This window comes from Chromobacterium sp. CCUG 30098 (assembly GCF_059916605.1).
In genome coordinates, this window is the sequence record NZ_JAUCGS010000002.1 from 279,899 (window position 1) to 300,719 (window position 20,821).

Sequence of the window (20,821 nt, forward strand, 5' to 3'; positions counted from 1 at the left end):
CTATCCTTCTTATGGAATCAAGTCAGATTTCTTCTGGCGTGAACGCTCTGATGGCCAGAGCGTGCACCTTGGTTTGCATCAAGTCGCCCAGCGTTTCGTAGATCAGCCGGTGGCGATGCACGCGGCTCAATCCCTGAAAGCGGGCGCTGACGATGGTTAGCGTGTAATGTCCGCCGCCGTCGCGCGCGCCGGCGTGTCCGGCGTGCAAGGCGCTGTCGTCCTGGATGTCCAGGTGTTCCGGCGTCAAGGCCTGCAAGGCGGCGCTGAGCAGTTCAACCGTGGCGCTCATTGCGGAAACACCTTGAGGAAGGGTTTGACGCTGACGTCGGCGTAGACGCCGGCCGCCACGTAGGGATCGGCGTCGGCCCAGACCTGGGCGGCGTCCAGCGATTCGAATTCCGCGACGATCAGGCTGCCGCTGAAACCGGCCGGGCCGGGGCTGGCGCTGTCGATGGAGGGACAGGGGCCGGCCAGCACCAGGCGGCCGGCGTCCTGCAGCGCCTGCAAGCGCGCCAGGTGGGCCGGGCGGGCCTCCAGCCGGCGCGGCAGCGAATCTTCATGATCTTGGCCGATGATGGCGTAAAGCATTATTTCTTTTCCTCAATGTATTTGGCGAGGAACAGGCTTTGGGCGATGACGAAGGCCAGCATCAGGCCCAGGCCGCCAAACAGTTTGAAATTGACCCAGACGTCTTCGCTGAAGCGATAGGCGACAAAGAGGTTGAGCGCGCCCATGAAGGCGAAGAAACCCACCCAGGCCCAGGTCAGCTTGCGCCAGACCGGGGCCGGCAATTGCAGCTGCTGGCCCATCATCAGCTTCAGGCCGTTCTTGCCCAGGAAGTCGCTGATCAGCAGGCCGGCGCCCATCACCCAGTACAGCACGGTGGGCTTCCACATGATGAAGTGCTTGTCGTGCAGCAGCAGGGTGGCGCCGCCCAGCACCACGATCAGGCCCAGGCTGACCCACTGCATGGTGTCCACCTTGCGGTGGCGCAGCCAGGTCCAGCCCACCAGCAAGGTGGTGGCGGCGATGGCGACGCCGGTGGCGATGAACATGTCGCGGCTCAGCCAGTAAGTGGCGAAGAACAGGACGACGGGAAACAGGTCGGTGAAGAATTTCATGCGCACGATTATGGGGGCGGCCCGGCGGATATTCAAGCCGGGCAAGGGTTGAAGAGTGAGGTGCGGGTTCTTGATCCGGCCGGCGCCCGCGAACGGGGCGCCGCCGGAGCGGCCTTTAGCGCGGGGCCTGGGTCTGCTTGACCACGCTCATCGCGCTGGCCACCAGCGAACCGACGTCGGCGACGTTGGCCGGCAGGATGATGGTGTTGTTTTCCTTGGCCAGTTTGCCGAAGGCGGCCACGTATTGTTCGGCCACTTTCAGGTTGACCGCTTCCAGGCCGCCCTCGGTGTGGATGGAGCTGGCCACGCGCTTGATCGCGTCGGCGGTGGCGTCCGCCACCAGACGCAGCGCTTCGGCCTCGCCCAGCGCCTTGTTGATGGCGGCTTGCTTGTCGCCCTCGGAGTTGTTGATGGTGGCCTGCATCTCGCCCTGGGATTTCTGGATCGCCGCTTCGCGCGAGCCGTTGGCCAGGTTGATCTGCTCCATCTTCAAGCCTTCGGACTGGGCGATGCGCGCGCGCTTCTCCCGTTCCGCGGTGATCTGCGCCTGCATCGCGTGCAGGATGTCCTGCGGCGGCACCAGGTCCTTGATCTCGTAGCGCAGCACTTTCACGCCCCAGTTGACCGCGGCCTCGTCCAGCGCCGCCACCACGGTCTGGTTGATCTCGTCGCGTTCCTCAAAGGTCTTGTCCAGCTCCATCTTGCCGATCACCGAGCGCAGCGTGGTTTGCGACAGCTGGGTGATGGCGATGATGAAGTTGCTGGTGCCGTAGGAGGCGCGCTGGGCGTCGGTCACCTGGAAGTAGAGGATGCCGTCCACTTTCAGCTGGGTGTTGTCGCGGGTGATGCAGACCTGGCTGGGCACGTCCAGCGGCACTTCCTTCAAGCTGTGCTTGTAGGCGATGCGGTCGATGAAGGGAATGATGATGTTGAGGCCGGGCGCCAGGGTGCCGTGATAGCGGCCGAGGCGTTCGACGATGTAGGCGTTCTGCTGCGGCACCACGGCCAGCGATTTGAACACGAAAACGATGACGGCGGCGAGCAGGATCAGGGGCAGGAGTTCCATGGGTCTTATTGTTCCGGTTGGGTTGAACTGATTTTGAGCAGATTGCCGTCGCGGCCGACGATGTAGGCGGTGGCGCCGGCTTCCAGCGCGGCGCCGTCGACGGGAGACGCGTCCCAGGCCGCGCCGCGGTATTGCACGCGGACGTGGCCGGCGGGGGAGGCGTGGAGGATTTGCACCGGCTGGCCCAGATCGGGATCGTCCGCGCGCGGCTGGGCGGCGACGGACGGATGACGGCGCTTGTAAGCGTAAACCAGCGCCACGCCGATCACGCCGGCAAGGCTGGCGATCACGTATTGGCTGGCCTCGGCCGCGCCCAGCCAAGCGGCAGCGCCGCCGCACAGCATGGCGACGGCGACGACCAGCAGGTAAAAGGTGCCGGAGAAGAACTCGGCGATCAGCGCGATCAGCGCGCTGGCAACCCAGATGGCGGTTAGCGGCAAAACAATGCCCTTGTCAAATTGAAGCGCTCATTTTCATGCCATCGCCGCGGAATGACAAGCGAGCGGGCGTCGACCGTGAAAAAAACAGGCGGACGCCTAGAACCGGTTTACGGTCTCGCTCTTGCTCGCGAGACCCTGAACCGGTTCTCAGACATGATCCTTGTCCGGCAGATAATGAGACAGGCGAGCCTCTTCCTCTTCATCCAGCCAGAATTTGTCCAGCATGAACCAGACCACGGCAAGCAGCGAAGCGAGCACGACAAGCAGGATGATCATGGCTTTGGCTCCTCTAAGGTGAACAAGGCGCATTCCCGTTTTCATTGTAGTGCTTGCCCGGGCGGTTTGCCGGCGCTGGGGTACAATCCACTCCTTCGGACAGTCAGAGGGACGGAATGTTCCATTTGCAAGCGTCGGCCCAGGCCGAGATCGAAATCAAGAAGAGCCGCTTCATCGGCATCGTGCAGCCGGTGAGCAGCCGGGAAGAGGCGTTGGCGCGGCTGGCGGAGATCCGCGCGCAATGGCCGGACGCGCGCCATTATTGCGCGGTGCTGCTGTGCGGCGCGGATTCCATGCTGGACGACGACGGCGAGCCTTCCGGCACCGCGGCGCGGCCGATGTACAACGTGTTGCGGCACAAGGACGTTTGCGATGTGCTGGCGGTGGTGGTCCGTTATTTCGGCGGAATTAAATTGGGTGCGGGCGGCTTGGTCAGAGCCTACACTCAAGCTGTCAACGCCGCGATGGACGCGGCCAGCCTGACGGCGGTGGTGCCGCGCGGCGATTACGCGGCGACGGTGGATTTCGCCGGCGAGGCGCGGCTGCGCCATTTGTGCCAAGAACTGGGCGTGCCGGTATCGGCGCCCGTTTACGGCGAGCGGGTGAGCTTGACGCTGAGCCTGCCGCTCGCGGAGGCGGAGGCCTTGCTGGCGGCGTTGACGGACGGGATGGCCGGCGCGCTGGAGGTGTCGCCGGCCGACTGAAGCGCCGTACGGCGCGGGCGGGGCCGCGCCGGCCCTTCAAGAGGGAGAGAGGGAACTCATGTCGCAACAGCAATATCGCCTGGTGACGCGCAGCGATTTCGACGGACTGGTGTGCGCGGTGCTGCTCAACGAACTGAATATGATCAACGAGATCAAGTTCGCCCACCCCAAGGACATGCAGGACGGCAAGGTGGAGATCACCGAGAACGACATCACCACCAACCTGCCTTACGTGGCGGCGGCGCATCTGGTCATCGACCACCATCTTTCCGAAACCCTGCGCAATTCCAGCGCGGACAATTACGTGATCGACCCCAAAGCGCCGTCGGCGGCGCGGGTGGTGTACAAGCACTTTGGCGGCAAGCAGGTGTTTCCCAATATCAGCGACGAGATGATGGAGGCGGTGGACAAGGCGGATTCCGCGCAGTACACCTTGCAGGAAGTGCTGCATCCGTCCGGTTGGGTGCTGCTCAACTATCTGATGGACGCGCGCACCGGCCTGGGGCGCTTCAAGGAGTTCCGCATCAGCAATTACCAGCTGATGCTGGACTTGATCCGCTATTGCCGCGACCACAGCATCGATCAAATCCTGGCCTTGCCGGACGTGCAGGAGCGGGTGGAGCTGTACGCCAAGCACGAGGCGCTGGCCAAGGAGCAGATCCGGCGCTGTTCCCGCGTCTACGGCAATCTGGTGGTGTTGAACCTGCTGCATGAGGACGTGATCCATCCCACCAACCGCTTCATGATTTACGCGCTGTTCCCGGACTGCAATATCTCCATCCACCAGCTATGGGGCGTCAATCGGCAGAACACGGTGTTCGCGGTGGGCAAGTCCATCATCAACCGCAGCTCGCGCACCAATGTGGGCGCGCTGATGCTGCAGTACGGCGGCGGCGGCCATGAGGCGGCCGGCACCTGCCAGGTGGGCAACGACCAGGCCGAAGATGTGCGCGACGAGCTGGTCGCGCGCATCCGCGGCCACGGCTGAAAGCCCGTTGACGATGGTGCGCGTTAAGGCGTGGCGAGGCGGCTGAACTCGCCGTGCCGCGCCTCATTACGCGCAGCCGCTCGTATCAGGCCAGCTGTTGCAACACTTCCAGCGCCTGATGCAGGTCCTGGCATACCGCCAGCGCGTGATGGGTCTGGTCCGCCGGCGGCGTGACCAGGTCCGGCACCAGAATCACCCGCATGCCGGCGGCGACGCCGGCGTGCAGGCCGTAGATCGAGTCTTCCAGCACCACGCAGCGCAGCGGATCGACGCCCAGCTTGCGCGCGGCGGCCAGGTAAACGTCCGGCGCCGGCTTGGTGTGGGCGACTTCGTCGCCGGCCACCACAGTGTCGAAATAACGCGATAGCCCGGTGCGGCCCAGCTTGATGTCCGCCAGCTGACGCTGGGTGGACGTGGCCACCGCGCGCGGCAGGTTTTGTCCGCGCGCCCAGTCCAGCAGCGCCTCGATGCCGCCCTTCAGCGGAATCTCCTCATGTTCCAGCATCTGCCAGTAATGCCGGCGGCCCACATTCTGCAGCGCGACGGCGTCGTCCTGGCTGCCCAGCCTTTCACTGAGGAATTCGGTGCAGCGGCGCATGGACAGGCCCACCATGTCCAGCAGCAGCTGATCGCTGAGCGTCATGTCCAGTTCGTCGGCGGCGCGGCGCCAGGACTCCATGGAAATTCTTTCGGTGTCTATCATCAAACCATCCATGTCGAACAGGATGGCGTCATAGTTTTGCGGCATGCGGACTCCTTTTCCGGGCTTCGACCTTAACCCGATCGCCCGGCTGCGGCAAGCGCTTCCCCTCTGGTATAGTGGGCCATCGCAAACGGCAGAGGAGGCGGATGTGCAATCGGTATTGGTGGCCAACCCCAAGGGCGGCAGCGGCAAATCGACCTTGGCGACCAATCTGGCCGGCTATTACGCCGCGCGCGGCAAGCGCGTGATGCTGGGCGATGTGGACCGGCAGCAATCCTCGCTGGGCTGGCTGGCGCAACGCGACGCGGCGCTGCCTTCCATCGCCGGCTGGGAGGTCAAGGCCGGAGAAGCGGCGCGGCCGCCCAAGGGCACGGAGGTGGTGGTGCTGGACAGCGCCGCGGGCCTGCACGGCAAAAAGCTGGCGGCCCTGGTGTCCCGGGTGGAGCGCATCCTGGTGCCCATCCAGCCGTCGCCGTTCGACATGTGGGCGAGCGAGGCTTTTTTCGAACAGCTGCTGGAAGAGAAGGCCATCCGCAAGAACAAGGCCTTCATGGCGGTGGTGGGCATGCGGGTGGACCCGCGCACCCGCTCCGCGCGCGAACTGGAGAAATTCCTGGCGGAGCATCAGGTGCCGGTGCTGACCTGGCTGCGCGACACTCAGCTTTACGTGCAGGCGGCGTCCAGCGGCTTGTCCCTGTTCGACCTGCCGGCGTCGCGCGCGCAGCGCGACCGCGAGGCCTGGCAGCCTCTGCTCAACTGGCTGGGCGAGGAGGACGGCAGCTGGTGCGACAAATGAAATGTTTTGTCTTGATCTGAAATAAAATCGCTTGACGTGAAGAAACCTGCGGCGTAAGGTGTGCCGGTAAGTGCGTGCGAGCCAAACGAGAGCGTCGCAGGGGACACTGTAAACGGGAGCCGTCGAGCTCCCGTTTATGTTTGGGGCCCCTTGTTTTTTGACTCTTTTCCGCTTTGGGAGCACACGCATGATCAAGACAGAACTCAATTACGGCGACGTTTACCTGGTGCCGAAAAAAACCGTGGTGGACAGCCGCAAGGAGTGCGACACCTCGGTGCAATTCGGCCCGCGCCGTTTCGACATGCCGGTTTACGCGTCGAACATGAAGTCGGTGGTCTGCGCCGAAACCAGCGAGCTCTTCGCCGCTCGGAACTGGTTCTACACCATGCACCGCTTCAATGTGGACGCGGTGGCCTTTACCCGCGCCATGCAGGACAAGGGCCTGTTCGCCTCCATCAGCGTCGGCGTCAACGACGACACGCTGGAACAGCTGGCCGCGCTCAAGCAGGCCGGCCTCACTCCTGAATACATGACGCTGGACATCGCCAATGCCTGGTGCGTGAAGGCGGAGCGCATGATCAAGCACATCAAGCAGACCTTCCCCGAGACCTTTCTGATCGGCGGCAACATCGCCACCGGCGAAGCCGCGCGCGATCTGGAAAGCTGGGGCTGCGACGCGATCAAGGCCGGCATCGCCGGCGGCCGCGTCTGCATCACCAAGAACAAGACCGGTTTCCACCGCCCGATGATTTCCACGGTGCAGGACTGCGTGGCCGCGGTGTCCGTGCCGGTGATCGCCGACGGCGGCATCGTCGAGCACGGCGATATCGCCAAGGCGCTGGCCTGCGGCGCCAGCATGGTCATGGCGGGCTCGCTGTTCGCCGGCTATGACGAATCCGCCGGCGAGATCGTCGAGATCAACGGCAAGCACTACAAGGAATACTTCGGCAGCGCCTCTCAGTTCAACAAGGGCGCCTACGTCAACGTGGAAGGCAAGAAGATTCTTGTTGAGTACAAGGGCAGCATCGGCAAGCTGCTGCGCGAACTGCAGGAAGACCTGCAGTCCTCGATCAGCTACGCCGGCGGCAACACTCTGCAGGCCTTGCGCGGGGCGGAACTGATCCAGGTTCGCCGCTGATCCGGGCGGCGCGGCTCAGGCGTGCTGCGCCGCCGGGTGCGGCGCTTCTTCTGCTTGCGGCTGGGCGCGGCATTGCGCCCAGATCGAGCACTCCAGCTGCATCGCCACCTCGTCGCGCTGATTGACGGTGGTCCAGCGCACCTTCACCACGCCGAAGCCGGGCTGGCTGTTGGAGCGGCGCTTGTCCAGCACCTCCACGGTGACGCGCAAGGCGTCGCCGGCGCGGGTGGGCTGGGGCCAACGCATCTTGTCGATCTGCATGCCGATCAAGCCGTTGGCCATCTTGCCCAGCTCGGTCTGGGTCACCAGCCGCATGCTCAGGCTGCTGGTCTGCCAGCCGCTGGCGGCCAGGCCGCCGAACAGGCTGTCCGCCGCGCGCTGCGGATCAGTGTGGAAGTATTGCGGATCATACTGCCGGGCGAAGCCGATCAACTCGTCCTCGCTCAATACATGGGTGGGGCTGTGGAACAGCTGTCCGGCTTTCAAATCTTCAAAATAGAGCATATCGACTTACGTTTGCGTCATCTCGAGCGCGCAGCTTAACGCGGCCGGCGAAACGGGTCAAAATCCCTGGTGCGTTCAGCCCAGCAAGGGGGATATTTTGTCGCAAGATAGACAGTTGGAAGTGTGCGCCGGCTCGCTGGCGTCTTGCCTGGCCGCCGCGCAGGGCGGCGCGGCCCGGGTGGAATTGTGCGCCAGCCTGGAAACCGGCGGGCTCACGCCGTCGCCTGGCATGATTGCGCTGGCGAGGCAGAGGCTGGACATTGGCCTGCATGTGATCGTGCGTCCGCGCGGTGGCGATTTTCTGTATTCGGACGAGGAGTTCGACGTGATGCGCCGCGACGTGCTGGCCTGCCGCGAACTGGGGGCGGACGGCGTGGTGTTGGGCCTGCTGACCGCGGACGGCGAGGTGGACGTGGCGCGCAGCCGAGAACTGGTCCAGCTGGCCGGGCCGATGACGACCACCTTCCATCGCGCCTTCGACATGGCGCGGGATCCCGAGCGAGCGCTGGAACAGATCATCGCCAGCGGCTGCCGGCGCTTGCTGAGCTCCGGCCAGGCGCCGAACGCGCTGGCGGGCGCGGCCCTGATCCGCCGGCTGAGCCGCCAGGCGGGCGAGCGGCTGATCCTGATGCCGGGCGGCGGCGTGCGGCCGGACAATCTGGCCGAACTCGCGCGCGCCACCGGCTGCCGAGAATTCCACGCCTCGGCCCGGGTCAAGGTGGCCAGCGCGATGCGCTACCGCCAGATCGGGATCAGCATGGGCGCGGCGGGTCAGGACGAGTACGACAGACGGGAAAGCTGCGCCGAAACCATACGGACCATGACGGATTTGCTGCGCGGCCTGGATTGACGCTTGTCGGACGGCACGCATTTGCAGGATGATGCTGACATTTCCCGGCCGCGGACCATTCAAGAGCCGCGGACCAAAACCTGAACCAAGGCGCGCCGACGCAGGCAGTGCAAGCCGTACGATCAGGAAGCGCAATGCAGGATCAGGGGTTTTGTCAGCGGTTTTAAGGAGCGCAAGATGAGCAAGCCGTCGCATGTGGTCAATATCGACCAAGTGGAAGCCGTGGACTACCGGGAGGGCGAAGGGTGGGGCGGCAGCTATCATCCGCTGACGCCGGCGCTGGACGCCTTGCCCGGCCGGCTGGGCGCCAATCTGACCCGTCTGCCGCCGGGGCATGCGGGCTGCCCCTTTCATTCCCACGCCCGCGAGGACGAGATTTTCTATGTGCTGTCCGGGCGCGGCGTGCTGCGTCTGGGCGACAGCCTGCAGGAAATCGGGCCCGGCGACTGCATTTCCTGTCCGGCCGGCACCGGCGTCGCGCATCAAATCGCCAACCCCTTCGATCAGGACCTGGTCTACCTCGGCATCGGCGTCAACGACCCGCACGAGGTCTGCGTCTATCCGGACAGCGGCAAGGTGCTGGTCCGCCATCTGAAGCAGGTGGGGCGGCTGGAAAGCGCGCCGTACTACGACGGCGAGCCGGCGCGCCCCGGCATCTTCGACATGCTGGAGCGGGAACAGGCGCTGGTCCGGAAATAGCCGGCTTGGCATGCGGCCGCGGCATGAGCGATAACGGAACCATCGTTCCTCCATGGATAAGGCAATGAAGAGGCGGGCATTGAGCCGCGCGGCGGCGGTGTTGGCGCTGGCGTGGCCGCTGGGCGCGGCGGCGGAGCCCTTGTCGTTCTGCTATGAGGATCAGGCTTCCTATCCCTGGCTGGACGGCCGCGGCGGCGGGCTGGACATTCAGCTGATCAAGCATGTGCAGAGCGCCTTGAAGCTGGAGCTGTATTTGCATCCGATGCCGTGGCGGCGCTGCATCAATATGCTGCGCCAAGGCAAGATGGACGGCGCTTTCGCCGCCAGCTTCGTGCCGGAGCGTTCGCAATGGGGGCTGTACCCCATGCTGCCGGACGGCGGACCGGACGCCGGCCAACGGCTGCACAGCGCCAGTTATTCCTTGTATCGGCTCAAGGGCACCACGGTGGATTGGGACGGCGCGCGCCTGTCCAGCGGCATGGCGCCGATAGGCATGCAGACCGATTTCTCCATCGGCCTCTTTTTGCGCAAGCAGCAGGTGGAGATAGACGACAGCAACCGCGATCCGCTGGCCATTCTGCAAAAGCTGCGCCTGCGGCGCTTGAGCGGAGCGGCCTTGCAGACGCCGCGGGCGGAGCAGATCCTGCGCGAGCATCCCGAGCTGACGGAGACGATAGAGCGCTGCCGGCTGCCCTTGGAAGAAAAGCCCTATTTCCTGATGTTGTCGCGCCAATTGGCGCACCGCGAACCCAGCCTGCCGGGCAGAATCTGGGCGGAACTGGAGCGGCAACGCGAGTCGCCGGCCTTTCTCACCCAGCTGCGGGCGCTGGGCGCGCACCGCGACGCCGGCGGCGCGGCGCACAAATGATGATGGATTGTTCAGCGACTACTTGCTATCAAAGTTAAAGCTTTTGCTTTATTATTTTCCGCTCCTTGATTTCCTTAGGAATCCCCATGCATAAGAAAACGCTTTTGGCCGCCGGCTGTCTATGGCTGGCCGCCGGTCCGGCCTTGGCGGAGGCCTGGTCCTATCCCGGTTGGCAGGACGGCCGAGACACCCGCGTCAAGGCGCTGGCCCTGCTGCAGACCTTGAACGCCACCTTGCTGAGCAATAGCAGCGCCACCCGCACCTTGCAGCAATGGTGCGCGGATCACCGGATGGCGTCTCCGGCGCAGATTCGCGCCTTGCGCAATCCGGCGGATCACAAGGAAGCCAGCCCGGAAGTGCGCGCCCAGTTGCAGGCGCGGCCGGACGAGCGCATCGCCTACCGCCGGGTGCGGCTGGCTTGCGGCGAGCATGTGTTGTCCGAGGCCGACAACTGGTATTTGCCGTCCAAGCTGAGCGCGGAGATGAACCGCCAACTGGACGGCAGCGACGTGCCGTTTGGCCGCGCGGTGGCGGCGCTGAACTTCCGCCGGCAAACCGAGGAAGTCAAATTGCTGTGGTCGCCGTTGCCGGCGGGCTGGGAGATGAAGCCCGCGGCCCAGGGCGTCGCCGCCGGCGGCCTGGATATCGCGCCGGAAGTGTTGCAACACCGCGCCGTGCTCTACCGCGGCAGCGACAACGCGCCGTTCAGCGTGGTGGTGGAGACGTATCAGCGAGACGTCTTCGCCTTCCCGCTGGCCTATTGAGGCCGCGTCGAACGAGTCTTGCGAGCAGGGCGCTGGCAGCGTCCGCTGCGCAAACAACAGAAGAAGAAAGCAAGCATGATGAAGAAATCACAGAAACTGGGCGGCCTGCTCTTGGCCGGCCTGATCGCCGGCCAGCCGGCGCTGGCGGACCGCCTGGACGATATCCTGCAACGCGGCAGCGTGCGAGTGGGCACCACCGGCAATTACCGTCCGTTCAGCGAGCGGGACGCGGCCAGCGGCGCCTATCGCGGCCTGGACATCGAGATGGCCGAGAGCCTGGCGCGGGCGCTGGGCGTCAAGCTGGAACTGGTGGCCACCAGCTGGCCGACGCTGATGCGCGACCACGAGGCCGGCAAGTTCGACATCGCGATGAGCGGGGTGTCGATCAATCTGGAGCGGCAGAAGCGGGCGCTGTATTCGCAGCCCTATCTGAACGACGGCAAGACGCCGATCACCCGCTGTGAAAACGTCCAGCGTTTTCAGACCATCGCCCAGATCAACCAGCCCCGGGTCAAGCTGATCGTCAATCCGGGCGGCACCAATGAAAAGTTCGCGCGCGCCCGCTTGCCGGCGGCCGCGCTGACCGTGCATCCGGACAACGTCACCATTTTCCGGCAGATCATAGACGGCAAGGCCGATCTGATGGTGACGGACGCGGTGGAAACCCGTTATCAGCAGAAGCTGCATCCGGAGCTGTGCGCGGTGCACCCGGAGAAGCCGTTCGACTTTTCGCAAAAAGCCTATCTGCTGCCCAACGACTGGCGCTGGAAAGCCTGGGTGGATCAATGGCTGAGCCAGAGCCTGCAAAACGGCGAATTCGCCGGCCTGTTGGCCAAGTGGCTGGGGAAGTGAGTCTGACCTAGGCTTCGCTGCCTCGCAGTTGCTCGATATAGCAATTGAACAGCTCGGCGTGGCTGGCCACGCCGAGCTTCAGATACAGATTGCGGCGGTGAACCTTGACCGTTTCCGGCGAAATGGCCAGCTGTTGGGCGATGGCCTTGCTGGACAGGCCGCACAGCGTCAGCCGCGCCACCTCGGCCTCGCGCTCGGACAGCCTGCCGTGGCCAAAATGACTCAGCGTCTGCGTCAGTTGATCAGCCAGGCGCTGCGATGGCGGCGTGGGCGCGGAGCTCAGCTGCCAGTGACGCCGCATCGCGGACAGCAGCCAGGGCTGCATCACGCGCAGCTTGCCGATGTCGGCCGGCTCGAATGCGCTGGCCTTGCCCAGCGACAAGGTCAACACCTGGTCCGGAGCCAGGCGCAGCAGCAGCTGGACCTCGTCCACGCCCACCTCGCCGCTCATATAACGCTGAAAATACTCGCTTTGGCGAAAGTGGTCCGGCGCGATGTCGGGCAAGTGGTGGAGGCCGTCGGGAAAAGGCCGCTGCGCGTATTGATAGAAGGGGTCCAGCAGATACAGGCCCTGGCAGTAAAGCGCCATCGGCGACGGCGCGGCCAAGTGCTGAAAATCGCATTCTTCCAGAATCTGCGGCGGCGCGTTCGCGTGGAAACAGGCGGCCAGCGCATTGTCCAGCGGCACGCTGCCGTGCAACAGCAAGACCAGCTGACGCCAAAACCCGGGCAGACCGATGTGCGCCATCAGCTGCGCCAGATGATGGTGCAGCGGCAGTTCCTTCAACAAAGCTTCCATCCGGCAATCCCCGCTCGGGGTAACCCATCACGGTGATTGGGCGCCCTCCCGCGTCAAAATACACTGTCTCCCGCAAGTCTGACTACAAGACCATAGCGATAAGAGGAGAACACTATGAGCCAAGCCGCAAGCCGCCCCGGATTGCGCCGTTCATTGAGCGTGACGGACGTCGTGTTGATAACCGTGTCCGGCGTGACGCCGGCCAGTTCCATTTTCGTGATCGCGCCGTTTGCGCTGCAAGGCGCCGGCAGCGGGGCTTTTCTGGCCTTCGCGCTGGCGGCGGCGCTGGCCGTCGCGTTCGCGCTGTGCTACGCCGAGCTGGGCGCGGCCCACCCCAACGCCGGCGGCGAGTACGTGATCATCGAGCGGGTGTTCGGCCGCGCGCTCAGCCTGCAAATGTATCTGCTGATTCTATGCCTGCTGCTATTCATCCCGGCGGTGCTGGCCACCGGGGCCGCGCCCTATCTGAACTCCGCGCTGGGCACCCGGCTGGACGGCGCTGAAGTGGCGCTGACCATGATCGTGCTGTGTTTCGGCATCGCGGTGCTGGACATCAAGCTGAACGCCTGGCTGACCGGCTCCTTCCTGCTGCTGGAACTGGCCGCGCTGGCCTTGATCGCCTGGCTGGGCTTCAGCGAAGCGCAGCAACCGGCGACGGTGCTGTGGCAGCCGGTGAGGGCAGCGGCGGACGGCGGCCTCGCCGCGGTGCCCGCCGCGGCGATCATCGCCATGGTGGGGACGGCGGTGTTCGCCTACAACGGCTTCGGCGGGGCGGTGTACTTTGCCGAGGACATGCGCGAAAGCGGCCGGCCGGTGGCGAAGGCGGTGCTGGCGGCGCTGTCCATCGTGGTGCTGGTGGAACTGATACCGGTGACCGCCCTGATCCTGGGCGCGCCCTCGCTGGCGGAAATGAGCCGGCAGGCCGATCCGATCAACTACGTGCTCAGTCATTTGAGCAGCCAGGGGCTGGCGCGGGTGATCAGCGGCGGCATCTTTCTATCGGTGTTCAACGCCATCATCGCCATCGTGGTGCAAAGCGGCCGCTTCTTGTACTCCAGCGGTCGGGACGGTTTGTGGCCGGCGCCGGCGAGCCGGGCGCTGCAACGCATCCATCCGCGCTTCGGCACGCCCTGGGTGGCCACGCTGGCGCTGGCCGTCCCGTCCGCCTTGCTGACCTTTCATTCCAGTCTGGGCGATCTGGCGTCCTTCACCGTGATCATCCTGATGCTGAACTATCTATTGCTGGCGCTGGCGGCCCTGCGCAGCCGCCTGGGCCGGCATCCGCATCCTTACCGCATGCCCGGCTGGCCGTGGCCGCCCTTGTTGGCGGCGGCGGGCAGCCTCTCCCTATTATGGGCGGTGCTGCGAGACGCGCCCGCGCGGGACTGGTGGATTATCGGCGGCATCGCGCTGACCGGGCTTTTGCTGGCGGGCCGTAAGCAGCCCGCCGCCGTATTGATCGTTGAAGAACAGAAAGAGAGGTGAGTATGTTGAAACGAGCCAGAGCATTGGGCATTCGCATCGGCCAGGGCCAGCCCGGCCCCCTGAACGCGATTACGGACGTGCCCGGCGTGAGGGTGGGGCACGCCGCCGCCTGGGCGGATTTCGACGACGGCCGCCGCGCGCGCACCGGGGTCACGGTGATCGAACCGCGGCCGGGTCTGGCGCGGCGCATGCCGTGCTTTGCCGGCGTGCATGTGTTGAACGGCAACGGCGACGCCAGCGGCCTGGAGTGGCTGCGCGAGGCCGGCGTGCTGAGCACGCCGATCGCGCTGACCAATACCCATAGCGTGGGCGTGGTGCGGGACGCCTTGATCGCCGGCGAGCGCGAGGCGGTGGCCGGCGAGCCGCAGCTGTATTGGACCATGCCGGTGGTGCTGGAAACCTTCGACGGCCTGCTCAACGACATCAACGGCTTCCACGTGAAGGCGGAACACGCGCGCGCCGCGCAAGCGGCGGCCAGCGGCGGCCTGCCGGCCGAGGGCAGCGTGGGCGGCGGCAGCGGCATGATCTGCCATGAGTTCAAGGGCGGCATCGGCACCGCTTCGCGACGGCTGCCGGCGGAGGCGGGCGGCTGGACGGTGGGGGCGCTGGTGCAGGCCAATCACGGCAAGCGCGGCTCCTTGCTGGTGGAGGGCTACCCGGTGGGCCGTCATCTGAGCTGCGCGGAGATTCCCTCGCCGTTTGACGCCGGACGGCTGCCGCAGCCGGGCATGGGCTCCATCGTGGCGGTGCTGGCCACCGACGCGCCCTTGCTGCCGGATCAATGCCGGCGGCTGGCGCAGCGCGCCGGCATCGGCATCGCCCGCACCGGCGGCGGCACCGAGGATTCCAGCGGCGACATCTTCGTGGCCTTCGCCACCGGCAACCAAGGCCTGCCGATGACCGATTACGCCGGCAAGGGCGCTTTGACCTGCGCGGTGGAGATGGTGAACGCGGACCATCTCTCGCCCTTGTTCGAGGCGGCGGCGGAAGCGGTGGAAGAAGCCATCGTCAACGCCTTGCTGGCGGCGGGCGATCTGAGCGGCCACCACGGCCACGCGGCGCATGGCCTCAAGGCCGAGCGCTTGCTGGCGGCTTTGCGGGAAAGCGGCTGGCGTCCACGCTGACCGGCGCGTCGGCGCGCGGCCCGGTGTTTTGTTTGCGTCATGAAATGCTATTATCATGGCATGGGGCCGCATCGGCGGCGGACACACAGCAGGAGGCGGAGATGAAGACACCGGACAGCCCGGCCGACGAACCGCAGCGTTTGGCGACCCTGCGCGCGCTGGGCGTGCTGGACACGGCGGCGGAGGAACGTTTCGACCGCCTGACCCGCATGGCCAAGCGTTTGTTTCGGGTGCCCATCGCCCTGGTCAGCCTGGTGGACGAGAACCGTCAGTGGTTCAAATCCTGCGTCGGCCTGTCGGCGGCGGAAACCGGACGCGATATTTCCTTTTGCGGCCACGCCATACTGGGCGACGACATCTTCTACATCCCGGACGCGCTGGCGGACGAGCGCTTCGCCGACAACCCGCTGGTGACGGACGCGCCGTATATTCGCTTCTACGCCGGCTGCCCGCTGCACGCGGCCAACGGCGCCAAGGTGGGCACCCTGTGCGTGATCGATGTCCAGCCGCGCGAGTTCGATCACGACGACGCGCAGGCGCTGCACGATCTGGCGCGCATGGTGGAGGCGGAGCTGATCGCCTTCCAGGCCGCCACCACCGATGAGCTGACCGGCCTCTCCAACCGGCGCGGCTTCCGGCTGCTGGCGCAGTACAGCCTCAATTTCTGCGCGCGGCAAAACCTGCCGGTCAGCCTGGCCTTCATGGACCTGGACAAGTTCAAGGCGATCAACGACAGCTTCGGCCACGCCGCCGGGGACCATGCGCTGGCGGCTTTCGCCGAACAGATGCGCGCCTCCTTCCGCTCCGCGGACCTGCTGGCGCGGCTGGGCGGGGACGAGTTCGTGGTCTTGCTGTCCGATGTCGAACATGAGCGGGCGCAGGCGGCGATGGCCAAGTTCGCGCGTCACCTGGAGGCTTACAACGCCGGCGCCGGCCAGCCTTATCGGCTGGCGTTTTCCGACGGCATCGTGGAGCTGGACGCGGAACGCCACTTCTCCATCGAGGCGCTGCTGGCGGAGGGCGACGAGCTGATGTATTCGATCAAAGCCGCCAAACGCTAGCCGCGGGCGGCTTCCCGGAGCGGCGCGCCCGCTTGTCCACGTGATTTTTACAGCGGAACTTTCACTTTTCATGCCCCTCTAGTCTGAAAACAAACTGCGCAGCATCCTGTGCGCCTAAATAAAAAATCCACACTAGGGAGGCGGCCGCCATGGTCCATGATGTGTCCTTGATTTCCACCATTGCGGCGGGCCTCGGCCTGTCTCTGATTCTGGGCCTGCTCTGCGAGCGGATGCGCATCCCGGCCCTGGTCGGCTATCTGCTGGCCGGCATCGTCATCGGCCCGGCCACGCCGGGCTTCGTCGCCGATATGAAGATCGCCGCGCAGCTGTCCGAAATCGGCGTGATGCTGCTGATGTTCGGCGTCGGCTTGCACTTTTCGATGAAGGACCTGCTGTCGGTCCGGCGCATCGCCGTGCCGGGCGCCATCGTGCAAATGAGCGCCGCCACCGGGCTGGCGCTGTTCATCGCCTGGTGCTGGGGCTGGAGCTGGTCCAGCGGCCTGATCTTCGGCCTGTCGCTGTCCTGCGCCAGCACTGTGGTGCTGCTCAAGGCGCTGGAAGTGCGCGGCATCCTGGACACCATCAACGGCCGCATCGCCGTGGGCTGGCTGGTGGTGGAGGACCTGGCCTGCGTGCTGGTGCTGGTGCTGATGCCGCCGATGGCGGCGTTGTTGAGCGGCGCGCCCGCCGCCGCCAACGCCGCGCCGTTGTGGCAGACCATCATGCTGACCTTGCTGCAAGTGGCCGCCTTCATCGCCCTGATGCTGATCGCCGGCCGGCGCGCCTTGCCGTGGCTGCTGTGGCGGGTGGCCAAGACCGGATCGCGCGAGCTGTTCACGCTGGCCGTGACGGCGGCGGCCATCGGCATCGCCTTCGGCGCCGCCCATCTGTTCAACGTCTCCTTTGCGCTGGGCGCTTTCTTCGCCGGCATGATGATGCGGGAGTCCGAATTCAGCCACCGTGCCGCCCGCGAATCGCTGCCGCTGCGCGACGCCTTCTCCGTATTGTTCTTCGTGTCCGTGGGCATGCTGTTCGATCCGGCGATTCTGCTGGAACAGCCGCTGATGGTGCTGAGCGCGGTGGCCGTCATCATGCTGGGCAAAACCCTGGCGGCGCTGGCCCTGGTCATTCTGTACCGCTATCCCCTGAGCACGGCGCTGACCATTGCCGCCAGCCTGGCGCAGATCGGGGAATTCTCCTTCATCCTGGCCGGGCTGGGCGTGTCCTTGGGCCTGCTGTCGGCGCAGGGCATGAGCCTGGTGCTGGCCAGCGCCCTGATCTCCATTGGCCTCAATCCGCTGTTGTTCGCCTTGCTGGAGCCCTTGCGCGGCTGGCTGCTGGCGCGCTCGGAATGGGCGCGCAGCCTGGAGCGCAGGGCGGACCCCTACGCCGAGCTGCCGATGAGCACCGAACGCAAATATCTGGAAGGCCAGGTGGTGCTGGTGGGCTATGGCCGCATCGGCCGCGGCGTGGCGGCGGAGCTGGAGCGCAATCGGGTGCCCTTTGTGGTGGTGGACCATAATCGCGAGCTGGTGGAAACGCTGCGCAATCAGGGCCGGGCGGCGGTGACCGGCGACGCCGCCGAGGCGGCCGTGTTGATCCAGGCCCATATCGTCAACGCCTCGGTGTTGGCGGTGACCACGGCGGACGCGCTCAATCTGCGACAGATGGTGGAGGTGGCGCGCACCTTGAACCCGGAGCTGCGCATCGCGCTGCGCGCGCGCAACGGGGAGGAAGCCGAACTATTGCGCGGAGAAGGGCTGGGCGCGGTGTTCCTGGCCGATGAGGAGTTGGCCGGCAGCATCGGCCGCCATGTGCTGCACTGCTTCACCGCGGAGTCGCCGCGGGCGGCGCACTGAGCCCCGCGGATTCATCCCGCTCCAGCCAGGCTTTGGCCGCGGCCAGGTCGCGCGCCACCCAGTCGGCGTCGGCCTCGAATTGCGCGTCGTCGACGCCTGCTTGGCGAAACAGGGTCAACAGCAGCTCGCAACCCTCGTCGCGCGCCAGCAGGCGCAAGGGGACGTAGACCTCCGCCTGCCCTGGCGGCGACACCCAGTGATCCAGCACGCCGTAGTCGTTGGCCGGCGAAAAGCGCAAGGGCATCACGCCCTGCGGCGTGTCCGCCAGCCAGCCGTCGCCGTCGCGGCGCAAGGCCCCGGCCAGGCCGGACGCCCAGCGCGGGAAGTTTTCCGGCAGCGCCAGCAAGGCGTAGGCGCGGGCGAAAGGGCAGGCAATACTGACGCTGAGATGGCGCGGCGGCGTGGACATGGGATTCTCCAATACGGCGATGCTACTTGAGTGTAGTCGACGGCGGACCATGTGCCGTTGACATGCTTCGCGCCAACGGGCTATGGTCATTCCCGGTGCTCAAAACACCTATACTACTAGCGGCTACCGCACCCGTAAGATTCGCGGTTTTTTTGCGTCCATGGTTTTGGCAAACTCCCACTTGTGGGACAATGCGCGTCCATGGCCGGGTGTGCGGCTAATACAATACCCGCAAGGGGAATACGCCCGCCGACTAGTAGCGGTTTTGAGCACCCGGCCGCCCTCTCAAAAGGGGCGAAATCAAAAATGCTACTAGGAGGCCGCCATGGCCAAGATCAACACCCTCCGCGAGGCGCGTCGCGCCCTCAGGCATATTCGTGCCGCCCAATCCCATTTCAAACAATTGCCCGAGGCGCTGCGCCGGGAGATGTCCCGTCAACCGCCGCGTCAAACGCCATTCATCGTAGAACTGTCCCCGGAGGTTTTGTGGAGCCTGCTGGAGGCGAGGTATGGCGTGGAATGCGCGTATGAGCGGCTGCGCCTGCTGCTGGCGGCGGCGCGGACAGAAACCGTCAAATAGATTGCCGCCGGTGAGAGGGCGGGAATGAGAAAAGCCCGGACGATGCGTCCGGGCTTTTGAGCTGCGCACGAGGCGGAGGCTGCTTATGTCTTGCCATATGGATTTACGTAAACGAGATTCAATCTATATCACTTGTGAACTTTTCTTTTACTTCGCTGCGCCTAACGGTGTTGTCGTGTTTAAATTCACTATCCGTTGGCAGGTTAGGGTTTCTTAAGAAATGTTCAGGGTAATTGTTTTTGCTGGTGTATATTCCTTTTCCATGGTACCCCGTTACTGTTGCATGGTTGAATCCGTTTTCGTGAAGGGCGTACGCTAAATGTTGCGCAGGCGCCATCGTGTTTTTTTCAGACAGTGTAAAGCCAAGCAACGTAACCTTTTCATTGTAACTTGATGAATATTTGTTTAAGTCACTCTCTTTTAAGTTGTTGACTGATTTTGCATCGGCAGAGTCACAACTTGTCAGACGTATATCCCGAATGTCTTTGCTTACTCCAATCTTGTGAAGATTTTGAGCCACTTCATTCATGCTGAACATCTTGCCATCAATCTGCAATTGGTCTGATCCGCTAGTCCCATGTCCAGTAATATATATTTTTTGATTGGACTTGAAGTCAAAATCATCGGCACAGTAAACTGGGACGTGGTGCAACGCATAGACAAAAGCTCTGCCAACATTCTCGTCATTACTACCTCTGGGGGGTGGAGTGTCTGAAATATTGGGTATTTGCTCTCTGATTTTGCAAAACTGATCAAATCCTTCTCTGCTGCTAAAAACTAAAGGATATTGGGCGAGGTCTTTTTCGCCAATGCGGTGAAGATATCCTCCAAAAGCAGATAGGAGGTCTGTCTCGACTATCTTATCTTTTGCCGGTATGCCCAGATATAATGTTACACGCTCATGCTGGTTGGATGTGGGTTGACTATTGTTTGATCCATTTATCCCCATTATTATTTTTAATGGAGTGGTTGACTCACTTTTGTTGTTGTATGAAAAGAGAGGTTGATTGGCTTGTATGGATGTGTTTTGCATGTGTTGCTCCGTATTGCTTAATTGATGGATGACATTATTTTTTGCAGCTTTTTGATGAAATCAAGAATGATTGACATCAAATCATCACTTGAAGTGATATTTTTTTCTAAGATGGAGGCCTTTAGCTCAAGCCCAATGTCTGTGCGTAGCAGAAAAGTTCCAGATCCATCTGCTCCTTTAAGTTCATCTGTTAATGTGTTGATAATCGTGATGGCTGCTGAACTATCAATTTTACTAATTTCGAATGGCAACGGGCTCCATATCCATAGCCTGTCATCGTCATGTGATAGTAAAACGTCAGGCATATCTTCCAAATGCATTGATATGGATGGGTAGGAGTCTGTACTGTCGATAATTGCTTGTGGGAATCCATATGAAACTAATGCTTCTTTAACTATTTTCCTTCCAGCGGACATTGGTGGCCTCATTCATTTTTTGTGATTGCAATGCATTGTGCATTGTTTGGTTTTGGACGGTAAATAAGACTTTTTGCAGTGGGTTGTAAATTGTTTTTTATTTATGCTTCCGTGGCGTGCAGGCAGTGTTGTTATGAGTATGGATTCTATTGGTGGTCTGTTTTTAATGGAGAAGATGATGTTAATGTAAAGCAATTCATATTCATTGATTTTCAGAGTGATGGGTAATGGCGCGGCTCAAGAGCTATTAGCAAATCCCTAGTCGACGTTGCCCCTCCTCCTTGTG

General features: G+C 63.4%; 26 protein-coding genes. 14 read left to right on the forward strand and 12 right to left on the reverse strand.

Going from position 1 to position 20,821, the window contains the following annotated elements:
• Positions 1 to 22: 22 nt before the first annotated feature.
• The 6 genes from QUG03_RS06935 to QUG03_RS06960 form a co-directional block, all read right to left on the reverse strand.
• Positions 23 to 289, reverse strand: a complete 267-nt coding sequence (locus tag QUG03_RS06935) for a BolA family protein (protein WP_081544784.1) — start codon at positions 287 to 289, stop codon at positions 23 to 25.
• Positions 286 to 588, reverse strand: coding sequence for a YciI family protein (locus QUG03_RS06940; protein WP_474456431.1), 303 nt, complete (start codon positions 586 to 588; stop codon positions 286 to 288). Before QUG03_RS06940 ends, QUG03_RS06935 begins: the two co-directional genes overlap by 4 nt.
• A complete protein-coding gene (locus QUG03_RS06945) occupies positions 588 to 1,121 on the reverse strand; it encodes a septation protein A (protein WP_107799293.1) in 534 nt (177 codons plus the stop codon). The genes QUG03_RS06940 and QUG03_RS06945 overlap by 1 nt, the downstream gene beginning before the upstream one ends.
• Positions 1,122 to 1,236: 115 nt before the next feature.
• The gene (locus QUG03_RS06950; protein WP_107799292.1) at positions 1,237 to 2,187 is read right to left on the reverse strand and encodes an SPFH domain-containing protein; all 951 of its coding nucleotides are present in this window, start codon (positions 2,185 to 2,187) and stop codon (positions 1,237 to 1,239) included.
• Between the two features lie 5 nt (positions 2,188 to 2,192).
• Positions 2,193 to 2,627 (reverse strand): NfeD family protein, encoded by a 435-nt coding sequence (locus QUG03_RS06955; protein ID WP_500819709.1) that lies wholly within the window; start codon positions 2,625 to 2,627, stop codon positions 2,193 to 2,195.
• A gap of 147 nt (positions 2,628 to 2,774) precedes the next feature.
• Positions 2,775 to 2,903, reverse strand: a complete 129-nt coding sequence (locus QUG03_RS06960) for a hypothetical protein (protein ID WP_255411645.1) — start codon at positions 2,901 to 2,903, stop codon at positions 2,775 to 2,777.
• Between the two features lie 116 nt (positions 2,904 to 3,019).
• Here QUG03_RS06960 and QUG03_RS06965 point away from each other — a divergent pair, with 116 nt between their 5' ends.
• Together QUG03_RS06965 and QUG03_RS06970 are read left to right on the forward strand one after the other, a co-directional pair.
• Positions 3,020 to 3,607: an IMPACT family protein gene (locus tag QUG03_RS06965; RefSeq protein ID WP_227108130.1), complete on the forward strand. Its 588-nt coding sequence runs from the start codon at positions 3,020 to 3,022 to the stop codon at positions 3,605 to 3,607.
• 58 nt (positions 3,608 to 3,665) lie between these two features.
• On the forward strand, positions 3,666 to 4,595 hold the full coding sequence (locus QUG03_RS06970; protein ID WP_107799289.1) for a DHH family phosphoesterase: 930 nt from the start codon (positions 3,666 to 3,668) through the stop codon (positions 4,593 to 4,595).
• A gap of 85 nt (positions 4,596 to 4,680) precedes the next feature.
• Here the strand turns inward: QUG03_RS06970 and QUG03_RS06975 are convergent, their stop codons facing one another.
• Positions 4,681 to 5,343: an HAD family hydrolase gene (locus tag QUG03_RS06975; protein ID WP_474456433.1), complete on the reverse strand. Its 663-nt coding sequence runs from the start codon at positions 5,341 to 5,343 to the stop codon at positions 4,681 to 4,683.
• A gap of 103 nt (positions 5,344 to 5,446) precedes the next feature.
• Between QUG03_RS06975 and QUG03_RS06980 the strand changes: the two genes are divergently transcribed.
• Both QUG03_RS06980 and QUG03_RS06985 read left to right on the forward strand, forming a co-directional pair.
• A complete protein-coding gene (locus QUG03_RS06980) occupies positions 5,447 to 6,094 on the forward strand; it encodes a nucleotide-binding protein (protein WP_474456434.1) in 648 nt (215 codons plus the stop codon).
• Between the two features lie 187 nt (positions 6,095 to 6,281).
• The gene (locus tag QUG03_RS06985) at positions 6,282 to 7,232 is read left to right on the forward strand and encodes a GMP reductase (protein ID WP_227108136.1); all 951 of its coding nucleotides are present in this window, start codon (positions 6,282 to 6,284) and stop codon (positions 7,230 to 7,232) included.
• Between the two features lie 15 nt (positions 7,233 to 7,247).
• Here QUG03_RS06985 and QUG03_RS06990 read toward each other — a convergent pair whose 3' ends face one another.
• Positions 7,248 to 7,736, reverse strand: coding sequence for a MaoC family dehydratase (locus tag QUG03_RS06990; RefSeq protein ID WP_227108138.1), 489 nt, complete (start codon positions 7,734 to 7,736; stop codon positions 7,248 to 7,250).
• Positions 7,737 to 7,833: 97 nt separating this feature from the next.
• Between QUG03_RS06990 and QUG03_RS06995 the strand changes: the two genes are divergently transcribed.
• From QUG03_RS06995 to QUG03_RS07015, 5 genes are all read left to right on the forward strand, one after another.
• Positions 7,834 to 8,586: a copper homeostasis protein CutC gene (locus tag QUG03_RS06995; RefSeq protein ID WP_500819710.1), complete on the forward strand. Its 753-nt coding sequence runs from the start codon at positions 7,834 to 7,836 to the stop codon at positions 8,584 to 8,586.
• Positions 8,587 to 8,763: 177 nt separating this feature from the next.
• Positions 8,764 to 9,285 (forward strand): cupin domain-containing protein, encoded by a 522-nt coding sequence (locus QUG03_RS07000; protein ID WP_253314655.1) that lies wholly within the window; start codon positions 8,764 to 8,766, stop codon positions 9,283 to 9,285.
• 64 nt (positions 9,286 to 9,349) lie between these two features.
• Complete coding sequence (locus tag QUG03_RS07005) at positions 9,350 to 10,153, forward strand: transporter substrate-binding domain-containing protein (protein WP_488905955.1); 804 nt, start codon at positions 9,350 to 9,352, stop codon at positions 10,151 to 10,153.
• 86 nt (positions 10,154 to 10,239) lie between these two features.
• Positions 10,240 to 10,917 carry a hypothetical protein gene (locus QUG03_RS07010; protein WP_107799281.1) on the forward strand — a complete coding sequence of 226 codons (678 nt, stop codon included), beginning with the start codon at positions 10,240 to 10,242 and terminating at the stop codon, positions 10,915 to 10,917.
• Positions 10,918 to 10,992: 75 nt separating this feature from the next.
• Positions 10,993 to 11,769, forward strand: a complete 777-nt coding sequence (locus tag QUG03_RS07015) for a transporter substrate-binding domain-containing protein (RefSeq protein ID WP_500819711.1) — start codon at positions 10,993 to 10,995, stop codon at positions 11,767 to 11,769.
• 7 nt (positions 11,770 to 11,776) lie between these two features.
• Here QUG03_RS07015 and QUG03_RS07020 read toward each other — a convergent pair whose 3' ends face one another.
• Positions 11,777 to 12,568 (reverse strand): helix-turn-helix transcriptional regulator, encoded by a 792-nt coding sequence (locus QUG03_RS07020; RefSeq protein WP_474456438.1) that lies wholly within the window; start codon positions 12,566 to 12,568, stop codon positions 11,777 to 11,779.
• 114 nt (positions 12,569 to 12,682) lie between these two features.
• Between QUG03_RS07020 and QUG03_RS07025 the strand changes: the two genes are divergently transcribed.
• The 4 genes from QUG03_RS07025 to QUG03_RS07040 all read left to right on the forward strand — a co-directional run bounded on the left by QUG03_RS07025 (position 12,683) and on the right by QUG03_RS07040 (position 18,097).
• A complete protein-coding gene (locus tag QUG03_RS07025) occupies positions 12,683 to 14,053 on the forward strand; it encodes an APC family permease (RefSeq protein ID WP_235088827.1) in 1,371 nt (456 codons plus the stop codon).
• A 2-nt stretch (positions 14,054 to 14,055) separates the two neighbouring features.
• Positions 14,056 to 15,177, forward strand: coding sequence for a DmpA family aminopeptidase (locus QUG03_RS07030; RefSeq protein ID WP_500819712.1), 1,122 nt, complete (start codon positions 14,056 to 14,058; stop codon positions 15,175 to 15,177).
• Positions 15,178 to 15,278: 101 nt separating this feature from the next.
• Positions 15,279 to 16,238: a GGDEF domain-containing protein gene (locus tag QUG03_RS07035; protein WP_107799276.1), complete on the forward strand. Its 960-nt coding sequence runs from the start codon at positions 15,279 to 15,281 to the stop codon at positions 16,236 to 16,238.
• Positions 16,239 to 16,387: 149 nt separating this feature from the next.
• Entirely contained in the window at positions 16,388 to 18,097 is a 1,710-nt protein-coding gene (locus QUG03_RS07040) for a cation:proton antiporter domain-containing protein (protein ID WP_107799275.1), read from the forward strand.
• On the opposite strand, the gene QUG03_RS07045 is transcribed toward QUG03_RS07040, so the two are convergent.
• Positions 18,066 to 18,506 (reverse strand): hypothetical protein, encoded by a 441-nt coding sequence (locus QUG03_RS07045; RefSeq protein ID WP_500819713.1) that lies wholly within the window; start codon positions 18,504 to 18,506, stop codon positions 18,066 to 18,068. The two genes, QUG03_RS07040 and QUG03_RS07045, sit on opposite strands and share 32 nt — an antisense overlap.
• Positions 18,507 to 18,831: 325 nt before the next feature.
• Here QUG03_RS07045 and QUG03_RS07050 point away from each other — a divergent pair, with 325 nt between their 5' ends.
• The gene (locus QUG03_RS07050) at positions 18,832 to 19,086 is read left to right on the forward strand and encodes a hypothetical protein (RefSeq protein ID WP_500819714.1); all 255 of its coding nucleotides are present in this window, start codon (positions 18,832 to 18,834) and stop codon (positions 19,084 to 19,086) included.
• 118 nt (positions 19,087 to 19,204) lie between these two features.
• Here QUG03_RS07050 and QUG03_RS07055 read toward each other — a convergent pair whose 3' ends face one another.
• Together QUG03_RS07055 and QUG03_RS07060 are read right to left on the reverse strand one after the other, a co-directional pair.
• Positions 19,205 to 20,119, reverse strand: coding sequence for a hypothetical protein (locus tag QUG03_RS07055; RefSeq protein ID WP_488877144.1), 915 nt, complete (start codon positions 20,117 to 20,119; stop codon positions 19,205 to 19,207).
• 17 nt (positions 20,120 to 20,136) lie between these two features.
• Complete coding sequence (locus tag QUG03_RS07060) at positions 20,137 to 20,535, reverse strand: InvB/SpaK family type III secretion system chaperone (RefSeq protein ID WP_500819715.1); 399 nt, start codon at positions 20,533 to 20,535, stop codon at positions 20,137 to 20,139.
• Between the last annotated feature and the right edge of the window lie 286 nt (positions 20,536 to 20,821).